The 19,004-nt window shown below is 47.0% G+C and carries 12 protein-coding genes and 1 pseudogene; 8 read left to right on the top strand and 5 right to left on the bottom strand.

Going from position 1 to position 19,004, the window contains the following annotated elements; translation table 11 throughout:
* Positions 1-18: 18 nt before the first annotated feature.
* Positions 19-465 carry a thioredoxin-dependent thiol peroxidase gene (gene bcp / locus BQ8005_RS05820; RefSeq protein WP_021846200.1) on the bottom strand — a complete coding sequence of 149 codons (447 nt, stop codon included), beginning with the start codon at positions 463-465 and terminating at the stop codon, positions 19-21.
* A 19-nt stretch (positions 466-484) separates the two neighbouring features.
* A complete protein-coding gene (locus tag BQ8005_RS05815; RefSeq protein ID WP_021846199.1) occupies positions 485-1,678 on the bottom strand; it encodes a saccharopine dehydrogenase family protein in 1,194 nt (397 codons plus the stop codon).
* Between the two features lie 209 nt (positions 1,679-1,887).
* Between BQ8005_RS05815 and BQ8005_RS05810 the strand changes: the two genes are divergently transcribed.
* Positions 1,888-2,682 (top strand): META domain-containing protein, encoded by a 795-nt coding sequence (locus BQ8005_RS05810; RefSeq protein ID WP_075317406.1) that lies wholly within the window; start codon positions 1,888-1,890, stop codon positions 2,680-2,682.
* Positions 2,683-3,066: 384 nt separating this feature from the next.
* Positions 3,067-4,998, top strand: a complete 1,932-nt coding sequence (dnaK, locus tag BQ8005_RS05805; protein ID WP_075317405.1) for a molecular chaperone DnaK — start codon at positions 3,067-3,069, stop codon at positions 4,996-4,998.
* Between the two features lie 20 nt (positions 4,999-5,018).
* On the opposite strand, the gene BQ8005_RS05800 is transcribed toward dnaK, so the two are convergent.
* Entirely contained in the window at positions 5,019-6,752 is a 1,734-nt protein-coding gene (locus BQ8005_RS05800; protein WP_075317404.1) for an IS1182 family transposase, read from the bottom strand.
* A gap of 372 nt (positions 6,753-7,124) precedes the next feature.
* On the opposite strand from BQ8005_RS05800, the gene uvrA reads away from it, so the two are divergent.
* Genes uvrA through BQ8005_RS05785 form a run of 3 tightly spaced genes read left to right on the top strand, consistent with a single transcriptional unit; the run spans position 7,125 to position 11,341 of the window.
* Complete coding sequence (gene uvrA, locus BQ8005_RS05795; protein ID WP_075317403.1) at positions 7,125-9,908, top strand: excinuclease ABC subunit UvrA; 2,784 nt, start codon at positions 7,125-7,127, stop codon at positions 9,906-9,908.
* 2 nt (positions 9,909-9,910) lie between these two features.
* Positions 9,911-10,714, top strand: coding sequence for a bifunctional hydroxymethylpyrimidine kinase/phosphomethylpyrimidine kinase (gene thiD, locus BQ8005_RS05790; protein ID WP_075317402.1), 804 nt, complete (start codon positions 9,911-9,913; stop codon positions 10,712-10,714).
* Between the two features lie 12 nt (positions 10,715-10,726).
* Positions 10,727-11,341 carry a thiamine phosphate synthase gene (locus BQ8005_RS05785; RefSeq protein WP_075317401.1) on the top strand — a complete coding sequence of 205 codons (615 nt, stop codon included), beginning with the start codon at positions 10,727-10,729 and terminating at the stop codon, positions 11,339-11,341.
* 37 nt (positions 11,342-11,378) lie between these two features.
* Here the strand turns inward: BQ8005_RS05785 and BQ8005_RS05780 are convergent, their stop codons facing one another.
* Positions 11,379-12,293, bottom strand: a complete 915-nt coding sequence (locus tag BQ8005_RS05780) for an AraC family transcriptional regulator (protein ID WP_075317400.1) — start codon at positions 12,291-12,293, stop codon at positions 11,379-11,381.
* A gap of 216 nt (positions 12,294-12,509) precedes the next feature.
* On the opposite strand from BQ8005_RS05780, the gene BQ8005_RS05775 reads away from it, so the two are divergent.
* The 3 genes and pseudogenes from BQ8005_RS05775 (at position 12,510) to BQ8005_RS05765 (ending at position 17,201) form a co-directional block, all read left to right on the top strand.
* A complete protein-coding gene (locus tag BQ8005_RS05775) occupies positions 12,510-13,523 on the top strand; it encodes an efflux RND transporter periplasmic adaptor subunit (RefSeq protein ID WP_317044830.1) in 1,014 nt (337 codons plus the stop codon).
* A gap of 13 nt (positions 13,524-13,536) precedes the next feature.
* A pseudogene (locus BQ8005_RS05770) lies at positions 13,537-16,641 on the top strand (efflux RND transporter permease subunit).
* Between the two features lie 41 nt (positions 16,642-16,682).
* Positions 16,683-17,201 (top strand): TolC family protein, encoded by a 519-nt coding sequence (locus tag BQ8005_RS05765; RefSeq protein ID WP_083610509.1) that lies wholly within the window; start codon positions 16,683-16,685, stop codon positions 17,199-17,201.
* Here the strand turns inward: BQ8005_RS05765 and BQ8005_RS05760 are convergent.
* Positions 17,181-18,908: an IS1182 family transposase gene (locus BQ8005_RS05760; protein WP_075317397.1), complete on the bottom strand. Its 1,728-nt coding sequence runs from the start codon at positions 18,906-18,908 to the stop codon at positions 17,181-17,183. The two genes, BQ8005_RS05765 and BQ8005_RS05760, sit on opposite strands and share 21 nt — an antisense overlap.
* Between the last annotated feature and the right edge of the window lie 96 nt (positions 18,909-19,004).

The raw sequence follows: 19,004 nt of genomic DNA, 5'->3' as shown, positions 1-19,004 counted from the left end.
TTGTTGAATAAATGGTAATTAAAGTATTTGCGCCGCATGGTCTTTGGTCTTGACTTCCTTTGGACCGATGATGCGCTCCACAATGCCTTCTTCGTTAATGATGAAGGTCGTGCGGAAGGTGCCCATGTACTTGCGTCCATACATGCTCTTCTCTCCCCATACACCAAATTGTTCGACCAGCTTCTTGTCTGTGTCGGCAATCAGGGGGAAGGGGAGGGAGTTCTTCTCGATGAATTTCTGGTGCGACTTTTCGCTATCTACACTGACGCCTACCACTTCGTAGCCGGCTTGGCGCAGGGCGTCGTAGTTGTCGCGCAGGTTACAGGCCTGAGCTGTGCAACCTGATGTACTGTCCTTCGGGTAGAAGTAGAGCACCAGTTTCTTTCCTTTATAATTACTCAGGCGGATTTCTTCGCCTTTCTCGTTGATGCCCAATATCTCGGGGGCTTTGTCTCCTACATTCATGTTAATTGGTGGTTAGTGATTAAAGTTCGAGGTCGCCATCAATTACTTCGTGCCAAGGCAGGCCTTGCTTGTTGAGCTGCTCCATGAATGGATCGGGGTCGAATTCTTCGACGTTCCATACGCCCGGCTTCTTCCAAATGCCTTTGAGGAACATCATGGCGCCAATCATGGCTGGTACGCCCGTGGTGTAGCTGACACCCTGCATGCCTGTTTCCTTGTAGGCGGCCTGGTGGCTGCAATTATTGTACACATAATAAGTGCGTTCCTTGCCATCCTTCAATCCGCGGATGCGGCAACCGATGGAAGTCTCGCCTTCGTAGTTCTCGCCCAAGTCTTGCGGGTTGGGGAGTACGGCTTTCAGGAATTGCAAGGGGACGATTTTCACACCGTTGTAATCCACTTCGTCGATGCGGGCCATGCCGATGTTCTGAATGACGCGCAGGTGAGTCAGGTATTCCTGGCCGAAGGTCATCCAGAAGCGGGCACGCTTGATGGTGGGGAAATTCTTCACCAGAGACTCCAGCTCTTCGTGGTAAAGCAGGTAGGAGTCGCGAGGGCCGATGTTCGGATAAGTCAGGTCCTTGTGGATTTCCAGCGGTTTGGTGGTCACCCACTGGCCGTTCTCGTAATAACGACCGTTTTGGGTTATCTCACGAATGTTGATTTCAGGATTGAAGTTGGTGGCGAAAGCCTTGTGGTGGTTGCCGGCATTGCAATCTACGATGTCCAGATATTGGATTTCATCGAAGTGATGCTTGGCGGCATAGGCCGTATAGACACCGCTCACGCCCGGGTCGAAGCCGCAACCGAGGATGGCGGTCAGGCCTGCTTCCTCGAAGCGCTGCTTGTAGGCCCATTGCCAGCTGTATTCGAAGTGGGCCACGTCCTTGGGCTCGTAGTTGGCCGTGTCCAAATAGTTGACACCCGTTTTCAGACAGGCTTCCATGATAGTCAGGTCCTGATAGGGCAGGGCAACGTTGATGACGATTTCGGGCTTGAAGCTATTGAAGAGCGCAACCAGTTCGTCCACATTGTCTGCATCTACCTGAGCGGTTTTGATATTGGGATTACCGATGGCTTTCACGACGGCGTCGCATTTCGACTTCGTGCGGCTGGCAATCATGATTTCGGTGAACACGTCCGGATTCTGAGCTACTTTGTGTGCAACGACGGTTCCTACACCGCCTGCACCGATAATTAGAACTTTACCCATTTTGTTTCTTATTAATAATGTGATTGATAAATATTCAAGTTGTTCTTTTCAGTTTTTTCGTCAGCAAATATACTGTTTAATTCTTAGATATACATTATAATAGCGTCAAATACTTTGGCTTTTTGGATGTGATTGCTGAACAAAATGTTGGCAGAGCTGTTATTTTGTTCTATATTTGCGGTTGATAATTTAACTTAAACTACAGGACAATGAAGAAAATTTGTGTTTATCTAAGTATGGTGGCCGTTGTGGCGGCCATGTCATCGTGCGCTTCGACAAAGAATCTTGCGCAGGTTTCCGATCTTGGAGGTGAATGGAACATCATCGAAATCAACGGAACGGCCGTTGTGCCAGCACCTGGCCAAAGCTTTCCTTATGTAGCCTTTGAGACAAATACAGGGCGCGTCTATGGCAATAGCGGTTGCAATCGTCTGATGGGAAGCTTCGATACCAATGCCAAGCCTGGCGAGCTGGCGCTTGGACAAGTGGGAAGCACCCGCATGATGTGTCCCGACATGACGTTGGAAAAGAACGTACTTTCGGCTTTGTCACAAGTGAAGAAGTATACAAAGCTTGCTGATGGACAACTTGCCTTGTGTGGCAAATCGTTGAAACGCCCCATTTTGGTTTTGAAGCCAAGAAAGCCAGATGTTTCGGTTACCGATTTGGGAGGTCGCTGGAAAATCACACAAGCTGGAGGTGAAGCCATCCCCGACGGTATGGAGAAGCAACCTTTCCTGGAGCTGAACGTTGCTGAGAAGAAAGTGCATGGCAATGCGGGTTGCAACGTCATCAACGGTGCTTTTGTGACCGATGAGAACAACGCGTCGGCCATTTCTTTCCCCAATCTGATCAGTACGATGATGGCATGCCCCGACATGGAGGTCGAAGGACGTGTCACGAAGGCTTTGTCCGAAGTGAAAACTTTTGCACGTCTGGCCGAGGGTGGCATCGGTTTCTATAATGCCGCCGGCGAACTGATATTGGTATTGGTGAAGGAGTAACCTGATACGGATTATATTTATAGGTGCCGCCTTTGGGTAGGATATGGAATCCTCCCGAAGGCGGCTTTCTTTTTCGGTTGAAGAAAGCATTGCTTTCCTTGGCGGAAACGGCCGTTTTCTTTCGAGGAAAACGATGCTTTCCTTTGAAGAACTGGATGCGAGGTGGCAGGCATCGTTTGTCAGTCTTGGAGGAAGATGGGGATGTGTTGTTGTCTTTTTCGTCAGTCTATGAGGCGGATTTCTGCCAAAGTGGCAGAGCTTGTCAGCGTTTTGCCATTAAAAGAAGGTCGTTTGGCATTTGGCACGGCGTTTGTCCTTTTAGAAGCGTCTGCCGACGAGGCGGACAGAGATAAACTGAATAATAACAAATAAAAAATAACGATCATGGGAAAAATTATTGGTATTGACTTAGGAACTACAAACTCTTGTGTTGCCGTATTCGAAGGTAACGAACCTGTAGTAATTGCCAACAGCGAAGGCAAGCGTACAACTCCTTCTGTAGTGGCATTTGTAGATGGTGGCGAGCGTAAGGTTGGTGACCCTGCCAAGCGTCAGGCCATCACGAACCCGAAACGTACGGTATATTCTATCAAGCGTTTCATGGGTGAAAACTGGTCGCAGGTACAGAAAGAAATCTCTCGTGTACCCTATCCGGTAGTGAACGATAATAACATGCCGCGCGTCGACATCGACGGACGTCACTATACTCCGCAGGAAATCTCAGCTATGATTCTTCAGAAGATGAAGAAGACTGCCGAAGACTACCTGGGACAGGAAGTAACAGAAGCCGTTATTACCGTTCCGGCATACTTCTCCGACTCTCAGCGTCAGGCTACGAAAGAAGCTGGTCAGATTGCCGGTCTGGACGTAAAACGTATCGTAAACGAGCCGACGGCTGCCGCATTGGCTTATGGTGTAGACAAGGCTAACAAGGATATGAAGATCGCCGTATTCGACCTTGGTGGTGGTACGTTCGATATCTCTATCTTGGAATTCGGTGGCGGTGTGTTCGAAGTATTGTCAACCAACGGTGATACTCACCTGGGTGGTGATGACTTCGACCAGGTAATCATCGACTGGCTGGTACAGGAGTTCAAGAACGACGAAGGTGCCGACCTGACTCAAGATCCGATGGCTATGCAACGTTTGAAGGAAGCTGCCGAGAAGGCCAAGATCGAGTTGTCTTCTTCTACTTCTACCGAAATCAACCTGCCGTACATCATGCCGGTAGGTGGTGTGCCCAAGCACTTGGTTAAGACATTGACTCGTGCTAAGTTCGAAGCTCTGGCACATGGTTTGATTCAGGCTTGCTTGGAGCCTTGTAAGAAGGCTATGAGCGATGCTGGCTTGAGCAACTCAGATATCGATGAAGTCATCCTCGTAGGTGGTTCTTCACGTATTCCGGCCGTTCAGAAGCTGGTAGAAGACTTCTTCGGCAAAGTTCCTTCCAAGGGTGTGAACCCCGATGAGGTTGTAGCCGTAGGTGCAGCCGTACAAGGTGCCGTATTGAACAAAGAGGCTGGTGTGGGCGATATCGTATTGCTTGACGTTACTCCGTTGACCTTGGGTATCGAAACCTTGGGTGGCGTAATGACGAAGCTGATCGAAGCCAACACGACTATCCCTTGCAAGAAGAGCGAAACCTTCTCTACAGCCGCCGACAACCAAACGGAAGTGACCATCCACGTATTGCAAGGCGAGCGTCCGATGGCTGCTCAGAACAAGTCCATCGGTCAGTTCAACCTGACAGGTATCGCTCCTGCTCGTCGTGGTGTTCCTCAGATCGAGGTAACCTTCGATATCGATGCCAACGGTATCTTGAAGGTATCTGCCAAGGATAAGGCTACAGGCAAGGAACAAGCCATCCGTATCGAGGCTTCCAGCGGCTTGAGCAAGGAAGAAATCGAACGTATGAAGGCTGAAGCCGAAGCCAATGCCGAAGCCGACAAGAAGGAAAAGGAACGTATCGACAAGCTGAACCAGGCCGACTCCATGATTTTCACGACTGAAAATCAATTGAAGGAACTGGGTGACAAGCTCCCTGCCGACAAGAAGGCTCCGATTGAGGCTGCTCTCCAGAAGCTGAAAGATGCTCACAAGGCACAAGACTTGGCTGCTATCGATAGCGCTATGGCCGAACTGAATACAGCTTTCCAGGCTGCCAGCGCTGAGATGTATGCACAAACAGGTGCTCAAGGTGGTGCACAACAAGGTGCCGGTTTCCAAGGTGGTGCTAACGCTGGACAAGGAAATACTCAGAATAATAGCAAACAGGGCGATAATGTTCAGGATGCTGATTTTGAGGAAGTGAAATAACTTTGATAACTGATTTAGAATCATAAGTAAATGAGGGTGTGTCGTAATACGCGATTCACCCTCTTTTCTTTATCAACGATAAGAGCGTTGTTAACTTTTTCAAGCAGCGATATTCTGAAGATAATCTCGATATTTTGTTCCCAATAGCTTAAATGAGTGGTAATAAGGCCGTAAAGGTGTTTAATTGGCCAATTTATCCCCTCTTTATTCATCTTGGTACACATCTTTTTTATATTGAAGGCGATGGCCAGGAAGGAAAAGTCCATAAGGACCTTGTCCTTTCCAAAATGACGGAAGCGCTTGTAGTTCATGTTGAATTTTATCTGTCCAAATACAGCTTCCGGTTCTATACACCTTTGCCCTCTGTGTTTCAGTCCTTCTTCGGAACAGAGAAGTTCCCGGGCTTTCTGTTTGTATATCCTGAGTCGGTGATTCAGTTCTATCGTCCTGTTTCCTTTAGCTTTAAAACACAGACATCTTAACGGACACCCTTCGCATCTGACAGCCCTATACCTGGCATATTCGACTACATATCCGGATTCGGTTTTCGTATGCCTGGTACCTGCCCTCTGCATCTTTTGTCCCATTGGACAGACGCAGTAGTCCTGTTCTTCATTGTAGAAAAAGTTTTCGGCTTTAAAAGGATTCGGTTTAAATCTTGGCCGCTGCTCCATGTGGAAACAATTGTATTTGACGTATGCTTCCATCCCGTTTTCCGACATAAAGTGGTAATTCTCTTCTGATCCGTAACCGGAATCAGCAACCACCGTATGAGCCAAACGGCCGTATCTGTCGTCAAAGGACTTCAGAAAGGGAATCATCGTCAAGGTGTCAGTCGGATTCGGAAAAAGAGAATAATCGATAATGAATTGATTTTCCGTAGCAATCTGAAGATTATATCCTGGTTTTGTCTGACCGTTGTGCATGGCATCCTCCTTCATTCTCATAAAAGTGGCCTCTTTGTCTGTCTTGGAATAAGAGTTGCGGTCCTGAAGATTGTCCAGATGGTTATTGTATTCCTGAAGCTTATCTCTATGTGCTTCCAGTTCTTTCAGCTGCTTGCGTTTCTTTCCCAGCGCAGATTTCTGCTCTTTCGTGGATGGTTCTGAAGTCTGTTCAAGAGCAGTGCGTAATTCTCCCGCCATTTCTGTCAGCATGGAAGGAGTAAACTCAATTTCCTCGTTGTTTTCCGAAGCTTTTTCCTGAGCGATGACGTCATCTATTTGGCTTAACAAAACACTGATTTTCTTCATCAGTCGTTCACGGTTTCGCTCAACGCTCTTCCGCCATACAAAAGTATATTTGTTGGCCTTGGACTCAATCTTTGTTCCGTCAATATATTCCACATTCAGACTGATGAAACCTTTGGATGAAAGCAGAAGTACGGTTTGGGTAAACACTTCGTTGATCTCCTTCTTCACCCGATTACGGAAACGGTTGATAGTAATAAAGTCCGGTTTCTCATAACCGGCTAACCAAATGTAATGGATATCACGACGAAGGAGCTTTTCTATTTTCCGGCAGGAGTATATATTGTTCATATAGGCATACAAGATAACCTTTAGCATCATCTTGGGATGGTAAGGACTACGGCCGCATTCTTTGTATAACTTCCTGAAACCTTCAAGATTCAGGCTTTCAACCAAAGCGTCAACCATGCGTATAGGATCGTTTTCTGCAATATCTTCATCGATTCTTTGCGGAAATAGTACCGTTTGGTTGGGAGTGTAGGGACGAAAATGTATCTTTGCCATATGTATAAATCTTTAGGCTTAAAGATACAAAATCTTTAGGTAATAACAAAGCCCCAGCTTGTGAAAGTCGGGGCTTTGTGCTAAACAAAGAAGGTGTGCTTTTTGACACACTTTCATGGAAGTAACCCTACGTGGGGTATCGGCATACCCCTACGTGGGGTACAGGAGCCCCCTAGCTAGGGGTCCTATCACCTTCCACATAGAGTGTTTTTCACAATTAGCATCGACGGCAGTGAAGAAGAAGGCGAAAACCCGCTGTAATAGAGAATGAAGAAGGAACAGGAGACGGCCCGACAAAAAAAATCAAGCAAGCTTGTTTTTTCTGCCCCCGCCTTTCACTATCTTTGCCGATGCTATTTACATCAGTGCAATATGACAACCGAAAACTCCATTATCATAAAAGGCGCACGCGTCAACAACCTGAAGAACATCGACGTCGAAATACCGCGGGGCCGGCTGGTAGTCATCACCGGCTTGTCCGGCTCGGGCAAGTCGTCGCTGGCCTTCGACACCCTCTACGCCGAGGGGCAGCGCCGCTACGTGGAAAGCCTCAGCAGCTACGCGCGCCAGTTCCTGGGACGCATGAGCAAGCCCGAGTGCGACTACATCAAGGGCATCCCGCCCGCCATCGCCATCGAACAGAAAGTGAACAGCCGCAACCCGCGCTCCACCGTGGGCACGTCGACCGAAATCTACGAATACCTGCGCTTGCTCTACGCCCGCATCGGACGGACGTTCAGCCCCGTCAGCGGGCAGGAGGTAAAGAAGCACTCGGTGGAAGACATCGTGCAGTGCATGCTGGAGTATCCCGAGGGGACGCGCTTCACCGTGCTCACCCCGCTGCTTGTGCCCCAAGGACGCACGATGAAGGAGCAGCTGACCATCGACCAGAAGCAGGGTTTCACCCGCCTGGAAGTGAACGGACAGGCCGTGCGCATCGACGAATACGAACCCCGCGAAGGCGACAACGTCTTCCTGCTGATAGACCGCCTGACGGCCTCATCGGAGAAAGACACCGTCAGCCGCCTGACCGACTCCGTGGAGACAGCCATGTACGAGGGCGACGGCGCCTGCCTGCTGCGCTTCTACCAGCCCGACGGCACCACCCGCCTCTACCGTTTCAGCACCAAGTTCGAGGCCGACGGTATCCGCTTCGAGGAGCCCAACGACCAGATGTTCTCGTTTAACTCGCCCATGGGCGCTTGCCCCGAGTGCGAAGGCTTCGGCCGCGTCATCGGCATCGACGAGCATCTGGTGGTGCCCAACCGCGCCCTGTCCGTCTACGACGGAGCCGTGATGTGCTGGCGGGGCGAGAAGATGGGCGAATGGCGCGACATGGTGATCCGCGGCGCCGAAAAGGCAGGCTTCCCCATCTTCACCCCCTACTACCAGCTGACCGACGAGCAGCGCCGCATGTTGTGGGAGGGTACGCCCTACTTCGAAGGCATCAACGCCTTCTTCCGCATGTTGCAGGAGAACCAATACAAGATACAATACCGCGTGATGCTGGCCCGCTACCTCGGCAAGACCCTTTGTCCGCGCTGCCACGGCAGCCGCCTGAAGCCCGAAGCGGGCTACGTACGCGTGGGCGGACGCAACATCTCGGAGCTGGTGGACCTGCCCATCACCGACCTTCAGACATTCTTCGATCGCCTGAAGCTGACCGAACACGAAACGCAGGTGGCCAGCCGCATCCTGACGGAGATAAACAGCCGTATCCGCTTCCTCGTCGACGTGGGCTTGGGCTATCTGACGCTGAACCGCCTGAGCAACTCTCTGTCGGGCGGCGAAAGCCAGCGCATCAATCTGGCCACCTCGCTGGGCAGCAGCCTCGTAGGTAGCCTCTACATACTGGACGAACCCAGCATCGGCCTCCACAGCCGCGACACGGACAAGCTCATCCGCGTCTTGCGCCAGCTCCAGCAGCTAGGCAACACGGTAGTCGTCGTAGAGCACGACGAAGAAATCATCCGCGCCGCCGACTACATCATCGACATCGGCCCCAAAGCCGGACGCCTTGGCGGCGAAGTGGTGTACCAGGGCGACATGAAGGACCTGCAGAAGCATAGCAACAGCTATACGGTGCGCTACCTGCTGGGCGAGGAAACCATCCCCGTGCCCACGCATCACCGCCCGTGGAACAACTATATCGAGATAAAAGGTGCCCGCGAAAACAACCTGAAGGGCATCGACGTACGCTTCCCCCTGAACGTGATGACGGTGGTGACGGGCGTCAGCGGCTCGGGCAAGAGTACGCTGGTGCGCGACATCTTCTACCGTGCCCTGAAGCGCGAACTGGACGAATGCAGCGACCGGCCAGGCGAGTTCATCAGTATCAGTGGCGACCTGAAGAGCCTGCGCAACGTGGAGTTCATCGACCAGAATCCCATCGGCAAGTCGTCGCGCAGCAATCCCGTGACCTACCTCAAGGCCTACGACGAGATACGCAAGCTCTATGCCGAACAGCCGCTGGCCAAGCAGATGGGCTACACGGCCGGCTACTTCAGCTTCAACAGCGAAGGCGGCCGTTGCGAGGAATGCAAGGGCGAAGGTACCATCACCGTGGAAATGCAGTTCATGGCCGACCTGGTGTTGGAGTGCGAGTCGTGCCATGGCAAGCGCTTCAAGCCCGACACGCTGGAAGTGCGCTTCCACGACGCCAACATCTACGACGTACTTGAAATGACTGTCGATCAGGCCATCGAGTTCTTCAGCCAGCACGGGCAGAAGAAAATCGTGAAGAAGCTCATCCCGTTGCAGGACGTAGGCCTGGGCTACATCAAGCTGGGGCAGTCGTCGTCCACTCTCTCGGGCGGCGAAAACCAGCGCGTCAAGCTGGCCTACTACCTGAGCATGGAGAAGGCCGATCCGACACTCTTCATCTTCGACGAGCCCACCACTGGCCTCCACTTCCACGACATCCGCAAGCTGCTCGAAGCTTTCGACGCCCTCATCCGGCGCGGACACAGCATCGTCATCATCGAGCATAACCTGGATGTCATCAAGTGTGCCGACTACGTGATAGACCTCGGCCCCGAAGGCGGCGACCGCGGCGGAAACCTCGTCGTGGCAGGCACGCCCGAAGAAGTGGCTGCCTGTGCCGCCAGCTACACGGGTCAATTTCTGAAAGAGAAACTACAACAAGCCGACTCCTGACCATGCAGACGCCTACCATTATCCTGAGCATCGCCGGTTCCGATCCCTCGGGTGGAGCTGGCATACAGGCCGACATCAAAACCATCTCGGCGCTGGGAGGCTATGCGGCGGCGGCCATCACCGCTATCACCGTGCAAAACACGCGGGGCGTCACGTCCGTCGACTACCTGCCCGGCCCGCTTGTGGCCGCACAAACGGAAGCTGTCTTGGGCGACCTGCATCCTGCCGCCGTCAAAATCGGCATGACAGGACGCGCCGACATCATAGTAAATTTGGCAGCCTGCCTAAGCAAATATCCCGATACGCCTGTCGTGCTCGATCCCGTGATGTTGTCGAGTAGCGGTCATCCGCTGATGGAGCCTAATGCCACCGAAGCCCTCCGAACAGAGCTGTTCCCACGATGCCGCCTGGTAACTCCCAACTTAAACGAGGCCTCATTTCTTTTAGGAAAAAATCTCCATACTCTTCAAGACATGGAGCAGGCAGCCACTGAACTGTCCCAACACTACGGCTGCGCCTTTCTACTGAAAGGTGGCCATCTGGAAGGTGATCGCATGACTGACGTCCTCTTCGACGGACAGACACACCATTTCAGCAGTGCCCGCATCAACACAAGCAATCTGCATGGCACCGGCTGTACGCTCTCGTCCGCCATCGCAACCTTCCTCGGGCAAGGCAATTCCCTCCCCGAAGCCGTACAACTGGCCAAAGCCTATATGGACAAAACCATCAAAGCCGCCAGCCAATGGGAAATAGGCAGTGGATACGGCCCGTTGTGCCATTTTCCTCCAGACTTAAAATTGTAAAAAGCTGATTGCATGAAAATCATTGTACTGACTCATCCTGAATTCCTTCCAGACGAAGCTGAAGCGTTGACCTGTCTTCTGGACAAAGGCCTTGACCGTTTGCACTTGCGCAAACCCGGCTGTAGCGAAGCACAGCTAGAAGCCCTTATCCGCCAACTGCCAACCGAATACTACAAACGTATCAGCCTGCACGACCATTTTTCCTTGCAGGCACGCTACCATCTGGGAGGCATCCATCTGAACAGCCGTAATCCCCAGCCTCCCCAAGACTTCAAAGGAATCGTAAGCTGCTCGTGCCACACACTGGAAGAAGTCTCCTACTATGGTCCACAGACCGACTATCATTTCCTGAGTCCTATTTTCGACAGCATCTCCAAGCAAGGCTATCGCTCAGGCTTCAATGAAGCCCAGTTGCGACGAGCCTCTGCCGAAGGTATTCTCACCAACAAAACTATCGCTTTGGGTGGCGTATCTGCAAGCAAACTGCCTCTACTGCACGCACTAAGATTTGGAGGTGCAGCCTTTCTAGGAGACATCTGGCACGACTACCACTCGGCAGCCAATTTGTCTACCCTGCTCCATCATTTTAAAGAACTACTAAATGCATGTAAGGAACTTGATAAATAAAATCGAAAAACAATCAAAACTAAGACATAACGTAATCCTACAGATTATGAATCGTATTCTGATTATACTCCTGACAGAATTTCTCTCTCAATGCCCTAGGAGGCATTCCCAAATGTTTTTTTACATACCGACCAAAAAAAGATATATTTGGAAAATCTAGTTCATTCACAATTTCCTTAATCGTCTTCGAAGAATATTTCAAGAGGTATTCAACATCCTTCAAGACATATTGGTCTATCAGACTCGAAGCAGTCTGCATACTAGCAGCCTTACAAATGGAAGACAGATATTTAGGTGTGACATTCAGGCGATCTGCATAGTAAGAAACCTCCCTGTTCTTTGGATAGGACGTTTCCAACAAATCGATAAACTTCTTAAAAAGACATTCACCAGAAGTATAAGACCGTGAAGGCAGTTGTATCACCCTGCTCAGATGGTTCTGCATGTCATAAAAAAAAGCCAACATCAGTAAATTGATAACTTTTTCCTGAACTACCGACGGCAAATGAACTTTGGAACACAGCAAATCATAATATTGCTTCCAGACAATCACTTCATTCGGAGACAAAGTAAATAACGGATTTTTCTCAAACAACAGCTTAATATCCCATATATTGTCAGCCATTGGAAGCAGTTTATGAATATACTCTCTCGACATTCCAATGCACTGACATTGAAAATCCACACTTGACAAAGAGCTTTCTATAATATTATTGGGGGGACAGATAAAAATATCATTTTTGTAAGCTACATAAGTTGTCCCGTTTATGTTTACCTGAGCTTTCCCCTCCAGCACAAGAGCAATGACATAAATTTCTGTTTGAACCATACTGCTTACATCAATATCCTTCAAATTACTGATAAATGCTAATTTACCATCATTGTATATGGTAAGCTCCTGGAACTCATTTGCATTTAAGTTTACTTTCTTGATATTCTCTACTTTCTGCATAATTACATAAATTTTTCGTTTGCAAAGAAACTGGATTATCTTGAACAAATTACCGTCTATAATAACCTAAAAGTGATCTATATGTCTTATTTTTCAACAGACTTCTCAAATAGGACATTTTTGGAGATATGAAAATAATCACATTTCAGATTAAACGCTATTCCTTTGCCCCCCAAAAAATAAAACAATAACCCCAATAAAATGAAAAGGAATTATTTGACAACAACATTATGGATGGCCATTCTATTAACTGGATGCCAAAGAAATGACAATCAAGCTACAGAAAAACAACCGATCAAGGTAAAAGTGATAACAGTATCGGCAAGTACCGACGGACAAGGAAAAAGCTACTCTGGCACTGTAGAGGAAGGAAATGGAACTTATCTCAGTTTTCCTGTCATGGGTACAGTAAAAACGTTACATTTTCATTTAGGGCAATACATCTCGAAAGGACAATTGCTTGCTACACTTGATTCGACCTCTATGCAAAGCAGTTATAATGCCACTAAAGCATCATTAGTACAAGCAGAAGACGCCTATCAAAGAATGAAAGAATTGCACGACAAAGGAAGTTTGCCCGAAATACAGTGGATAGAAGTACAAAGCAAATTACAACAGGCACAGGCTTTAGAAGAAATTGCAAACAAAAACCTAAAAGACTGTAAGCTTCTTGCCCCATTTGAAGGAGTAATAGCTGAAAAATCAATAGAAGTTGGTCAGAATGTTACTCCAGGCATCCCAGTAGCCAAACTAGTTACAGCACATCACCTGAAAATAAAAATAGCAGTACCTGAAACAGAAATAACAGATGTACGCCTCTCTCAGAGAGCAGATATAAAGGTACCGGCTCTCGGAGGAAAGTTACTGACAGGAACAATAGAAGAAAAAGGAATAATAGCACATCCGCTATCGCGTTCATATGAAGTAAAAATACATATAGACAACGATGCTAAAGATCTGATGCCTGGTATGATAACAGAAGTTGTCCTGAGAAAGGATACGGAAAAAGATGCCTGTTATATTATTCCAGCGAATATTGTTCAACTCGACGAAAAGAACAACAATTTTGTTTGGATAGAGAAAGATGGTAAAGCAAGCAAACAAATCATAAAGTGTGGCGAATTTACCCCCAAAGGAGTAACTGTAGTATCCGGTTTACAAAACGGAACGCAGGTAATCGTGGAAGGACAACAAAAAGTGTGTGAAGGAACAAGCTTGACGATAATATAAAGGACATACGACAATGGATAAAAACAATAAAAAACGTAACGCTGTGGAATGGGCCATGCACTACCGGCAGATTATCATTCTGGTAGTATGTTGCCTTGTCGCTTTCGGCATTTACAGTTTGCCGGAAATGCGAAAAAACGAATTTCCCGACTTCACAATCCGTCAGGGTGTCGTCGTTGCAGTAGCCCCCGGATATACAGCTGAAGACATGATGGAAAAGGTGACCAAACCTTTGGAAGAATATATCTTCACTTACAAAGAAGTACGAAAGGAGAAAACTTTCTCCAAAAGCAAAGATGGCATTGTCTATATACAGGTTCAACTGAATGATGAACTGAACAATAAGGACGAATTCTGGAGTAAATTCAAACATGGAATATCTGTGTTTAAAGCCCAGCTTCCTTCAGGAGTATTGGCGCTGCAAGTAATGGATGATTTCGGAGATACATCTGCCCTACTCATCACAATGGAAAGCGAAAACAAGACTTATCGCGAACTGGATACATACATGGAACAGTTGCAGAACCGCCTGAGACGCATTTCCAGCGTAGGACGCATGAGCGTAAGCGGACTCCAGAAAGAACAAATCTCCATCTATATCGACAACGACCGTCTCTCACAATACGGACTCAATGAACAGACTTTGGCCCTATCGTTAATGCAAAAAGGATTCGTCACTTCAGGTGGTCGTATCAAAACCGGTAACTATGTACAGCCAGTCTACGTCAGCCGGTCATTAAACACTGTTTTCGATGTACAACAACAGATAGTATACACTGATCCGCAAGGGAATAATATACGCCTGAAAGACATTGCACGTGTAGTGAAAGAATACCCCGAAACAGACAGCTACATCACCAACAACGGACATAAATGTTTGCTTCTTTCAGTTGAAATGAAGAAAGGACAAAACATCGTAAAAATGGGAGAAGCAGTCAATGAAACCATCAGCACATTTCAACAAGAACTGCCAGAAGATGTAACCATTTTCCGCATCACCGACCAAAGCCAAGTAGTAGACGATAGTGTAAAAAACTTTCTGCGCGAACTAGTCATAGCTATTGTAGCAGTTATTGCTGTAGTAATGCTCCTGCTTCCAATCAGAGTAGCACTGGTCGCTGCTTCGACTATCCCAATCACCATTTTCATTTCTTTAGGTCTATTCCATGCATTCAACATTGAGTTGAATACGGTGACACTAGCTGCATTGATTGTAACTCTTGGAATGATTGTAGACAACTCAATCGTTATTATAGACAGCTATTTGGAAAAATTAGGAGAAGGAACCTCACGCTGGCATGCTTCTATTATAAGCACCACACACTTTTTCAAATCTATTTTTTCGGCCACGTTGGCTATCAGTATCACCTTCTTTCCGTTTCTGATGACCACAACAGGAATGATTAATGATTTTCTGCAAAGCTTCCCATGGGCTATAACCATCGTCTTGGGCGTATCCTTGCTGGTAGCTACACTGCTTGTACCATTCCTGTAATTCTTCTTTATCCGTAAACCCATGGAGAAAAAAGAGCAAAAATCATTTTCATTTCTCGACTTATTACAACATTACTACAACCGATTATTTGATTGTTGTTTTTCGCATCCTAAAATAACTGTCGGCATTGGTTTGTGTTCAGTAATAGCAGGTATATTACTGATGGCTAAACTTCCCCAGCAACTGATGCCGTATGCCGATCGCAACCAATTTGCCGTAGAAATATACCTTCCGACTGGTACAGACGTAAAACAAACAGCAGAAATTGCCGACAGCTTAGAACATATCCTCCGTCAAGATAACCGTGTAGTAAGTGTAGCATCGTTTAAAGGTTGCGCTTCACCACGTTTTCAGACCACTTATGCGCCACAGATAGCAGGTACAAACTTTGCCCAGTTCATTGTCAACACAACTGGCGTGGAAGAAACGGTAACACTATTGAACGAATATGCTCCCCGATATACAGATTATTTCCCAAATGCTCGTATCCGCTTCAAACAATTAAGTTACAATGAAGCTGTTTATCCTATCGAAATACGCTTGAGCGGAGACGACCGTGAAGCAATAAAAAAAGATGCAGATAGTATTAAAACGATATTACAAGGAATACCCGGACTTATTCTAGTTCAGACTGACCAAAATGAACCATTGGCAGCTTCAGATATCATATTACGTGAAGATGAAGCCAGCCGTTTGGGAATCAGCAACCTGAATATCGAAACAACGTTAGCCATGCGTTACGGTTCAGGAATACCTCTGACCGATATGTGGGAAGGAGACTATGCAATCCCCGTTGTATTGAAAAGTGAAAAATCAGACAGTGCCTCACTGACAGATTTACAAAATGAATTGATTCCCGTAGCAGGAGGTACATCTTATGTACCTCTTAGGCAAATAGCCGATGTAATCCCAGCATGGAAGGAAAGTCAAATCATTCGTCGCAATGGAATCTGTACACTCACCATAATGGCAGAAGTTGAACGTGGCAGAAACACCATGGAAGCAATGAGCCTTGTACAGCAGAAAATGAGTAGTTTCCATTTCTCTCCAGGAGTAAGTATGAACTATGGAGGTGATTACGAAGACAGTGCAGAAAAAATGCCCCCGGTAATGGCAGGCCTAATGGTTGCGGCAGTCGTCATTTTCTTTATCCTAGTCATCCATTTCCACAAAGTGAATATTGCAACTCTTATCTTTTCCTGCATGACCCTCTGCCTGTTTGGGACAGCTGTTGGTATCTTGATTCAAGGAGTAGATTTCAGCATAACTTGCGTACTCGGTATTGTCAGTCTGATGGGAATTATAGTCCGTAACGGAATCATCATGATAGATTATGCCGAAGAATTGCGTGTAACTGAAGGGATGTCAGCTTCGGATGCAATCTATCATTCAGCCCGCCGCCGTATGAGACCTATTTTCCTGACTTCAGCAGCGGCCTCCATGGGAGTAATACCAATGATATTAGGGAAAAGCGGGCTATGGATGCCAATGGGAACGGTCATCTGTTACGGGACACTCATCACGATGGTATTCCTGCTCACCGTACTTCCATGCGCTTACTTACTAATATTCAGAGGTAGCTCCCGAAAACGACTGCAAGCAGCAAGTCTTGAAAAACAATAAAAACAATAAAAACAATATCCACAATTATTAATAACACGTATATGAACTTTACAAAACATATTTTTCTATTTTTAATTGGCTGTGCAGGTATAATGCCTGCACTTGCCCAGCAAACATATACATTGGACGAATGTATTCGCGAGGCTCTTTCAAACAATGTTCGTATCAAAAATGCCAATAACGACCTTTCAGCCTCACAGCATGTACGCCAAAAAGCCTTTACCCAATACTTTCCTACGTTTAGCGCTTCGGGAGGCGGATTTATGTCAGACAAGGGATTACTTGAAATGGAAATGATGCCTGGAGAAAAAATCTCTATGCTGAAAAACGGCGTAATAGGCGGTGTCACTGCCACAATGCCTCTCTTCACAGGTGGACAAATTATTAACGCCAACAAATTGTCAAACATAAATGTAGAAGTCAGACGCCTGCAACGTAACCAGTCTGAAAATGAAGTACGACTGACAACCGAACAATATTTTTGGCAAATTGTCATGCTAAAAGAAAAATTGAAAACTCTTTCTGTTGTAGAAGAGCAATTACATGAGGGTGTGTCGTAATACGCGATTCACCCTCTTTTCTTTATCAACGATAAGAGCGTTGTTAACTTTTTCAAGCAGCGATATTCTGAAGATAATCTCGATATTTTGTTCCCAATAGCTTAAATGAGTGGTAATAAGGCCGTAAAGGTGTTTAATTGGCCAATTTATCTCCTCTTTATTCATCTTGGTACACATCTTTTTTATATTGAAGGCGATGGCCAGGAAGGAAAAGTCCATAAGGACCTTGTCCTTTCCAAAATGACGGAAGCGCTTGTAGTTCATGTTGAATTTTATCTGTCCAAATACAGCTTCCGGTTCTATACACCTTTGCCCTCTGTGTTTCAGTCCTTCTTCGGAACAGAGAAGTTCCCGGGCTTTCTGTTTGTATATCCTGAGTCGGTGATTCAGTTCTATCGTCCTGTTTCCTTTAGCTTTAAAACACAGACATCTTAACGGACACCCTTCGCATCTGACAGCCCTATACCTGGCATATTCGACTACATATCCGGATTCGGTTTTCGTATGCCTGGTACCTGCCCTCTGCATCTTTTGTCCCATTGGACAGACGCAGTAGTCCTGTTCTTCATTGTAGAAAAAGTTTTCGGCTTTAAAAGGATTCGGTTTAAATCTTGGCCGCTGCTCCATGTGGAAACAATTGTATTTGACGTATGCTTCCATCCCGTTTTCCGACATAAAGTGGTAATTCTCTTCTGATCCGTAACCGGAATCAGCAACCACCGTATGAGCCAAACGGCCGTATCTGTCGTCAAAGGACTTCAGAAAGGGAATCATCGTCAAGGTGTCAGTCGGATTCGGAAAAAGAGAATAATCGATAATGAATTGATTTTCCGTAGCAATCTGAAGATTATATCCTGGTTTTGTCTGACCGTTGTGCATGGCATCCTCCTTCATTCTCATAAAAGTGGCCTCTTTGTCTGTCTTGGAATAAGAGTTGCGGTCCTGAAGATTGTCCAGATGGTTATTGTATTCCTGAAGCTTATCTCTATGTGCTTCCAGTTCTTTCAGCTGCTTGCGTTTCTTTCCCAGCGCAGATTTCTGCTCTTTCGTGGATGGTTCTGAAGTCTGTTCAAGAGCAGTGCGTAATTCTCCCGCCATTTCTGTCAGCATGGAAGGAGTAAACTCAATTTCCTCGTTGTTTTCCGAAGCTTTTTCCTGAGCGATGACGTCATCTATTTGGCTTAACAAAACACTGATTTTCTTCATCAGTCGTTCACGGTTTCGCTCAACGCTCTTCCGCCATACAAAAGTATATTTGTTGGCCTTGGACTCAATCTTTGTTCCGTCAATATATTCCACATTCAGACTGATGAAACCTTTGGATGAAAGCAGAAGTACGGTTTGGGTAAACACTTCGTTGATCTCCTTCTTCACCCGATTACGGAAACGGTTGATAGTAATAAAGTCCGGTTTCTCATAACCGGCTAACCAAATGTAATGGATATCACGACGAAGGAGCTTTTCTATTTTCCGGCAGGAGTATATATTGTTCATATAGGCATACAAGATAACCTTTAGCATCATCTTGGGATGGTAAGGACTACGGCCGCATTCTTTGTATAACTTCCTGAAACCTTCAAGATTCAGGCTTTCAACCAAAGCGTCAACCATGCGTATAGGATCGTTTTCTGCAATATCTTCATCGATTCTTTGCGGAAATAGTACCGTTTGGTTGGGAGTGTAGGGACGAAAATGTATCTTTGCCATATGTATAAATCTTTAGGTAATAACAAAGCCCCAGCTTGTGAAAGTCGGGGCTTTGTGCTAAACAAAGAAGGTGTGCTTTTTGACACACCTTCTTAC

This window comes from Bacteroides togonis (assembly GCF_900130135.1).
Lineage (GTDB): Bacteria > Bacteroidota > Bacteroidia > Bacteroidales > Bacteroidaceae > Bacteroides > Bacteroides pullorum.
Note: the sequence above shows the minus strand (reverse complement) of the source record. Positions and strands in the feature narration are given on the sequence as shown.

Excerpts from the sequence above, each read along its gene's own strand:
- bcp (WP_021846200.1), bottom strand. The coding sequence starts at position 465 with ATGAATGTAGGAGACAAAGCCCCCGAGATATTGGGCATCAACGAGAAA.
- BQ8005_RS05815 (WP_021846199.1), bottom strand. The coding sequence starts at position 1,678 with ATGGGTAAAGTTCTAATTATCGGTGCAGGCGGTGTAGGAACCGTCGTT.
- BQ8005_RS05810 (WP_075317406.1), top strand. The coding sequence starts at position 1,888 with ATGAAGAAAATTTGTGTTTATCTAAGTATGGTGGCCGTTGTGGCGGCC.
- dnaK (WP_075317405.1), top strand. The coding sequence starts at position 3,067 with ATGGGAAAAATTATTGGTATTGACTTAGGAACTACAAACTCTTGTGTT.
- BQ8005_RS05800 (WP_075317404.1), bottom strand. The coding sequence starts at position 6,752 with ATGGCAAAGATACATTTTCGTCCCTACACTCCCAACCAAACGGTACTA.
- uvrA (WP_075317403.1), top strand. The coding sequence starts at position 7,125 with ATGACAACCGAAAACTCCATTATCATAAAAGGCGCACGCGTCAACAAC.
- thiD (WP_075317402.1), top strand. The coding sequence starts at position 9,911 with ATGCAGACGCCTACCATTATCCTGAGCATCGCCGGTTCCGATCCCTCG.
- BQ8005_RS05785 (WP_075317401.1), top strand. The coding sequence starts at position 10,727 with ATGAAAATCATTGTACTGACTCATCCTGAATTCCTTCCAGACGAAGCT.
- BQ8005_RS05780 (WP_075317400.1), bottom strand. The coding sequence starts at position 12,293 with ATGCAGAAAGTAGAGAATATCAAGAAAGTAAACTTAAATGCAAATGAG.
- BQ8005_RS05765 (WP_083610509.1), top strand. The coding sequence starts at position 16,683 with ATGAACTTTACAAAACATATTTTTCTATTTTTAATTGGCTGTGCAGGT.
- BQ8005_RS05760 (WP_075317397.1), bottom strand. The coding sequence starts at position 18,908 with ATGGCAAAGATACATTTTCGTCCCTACACTCCCAACCAAACGGTACTA.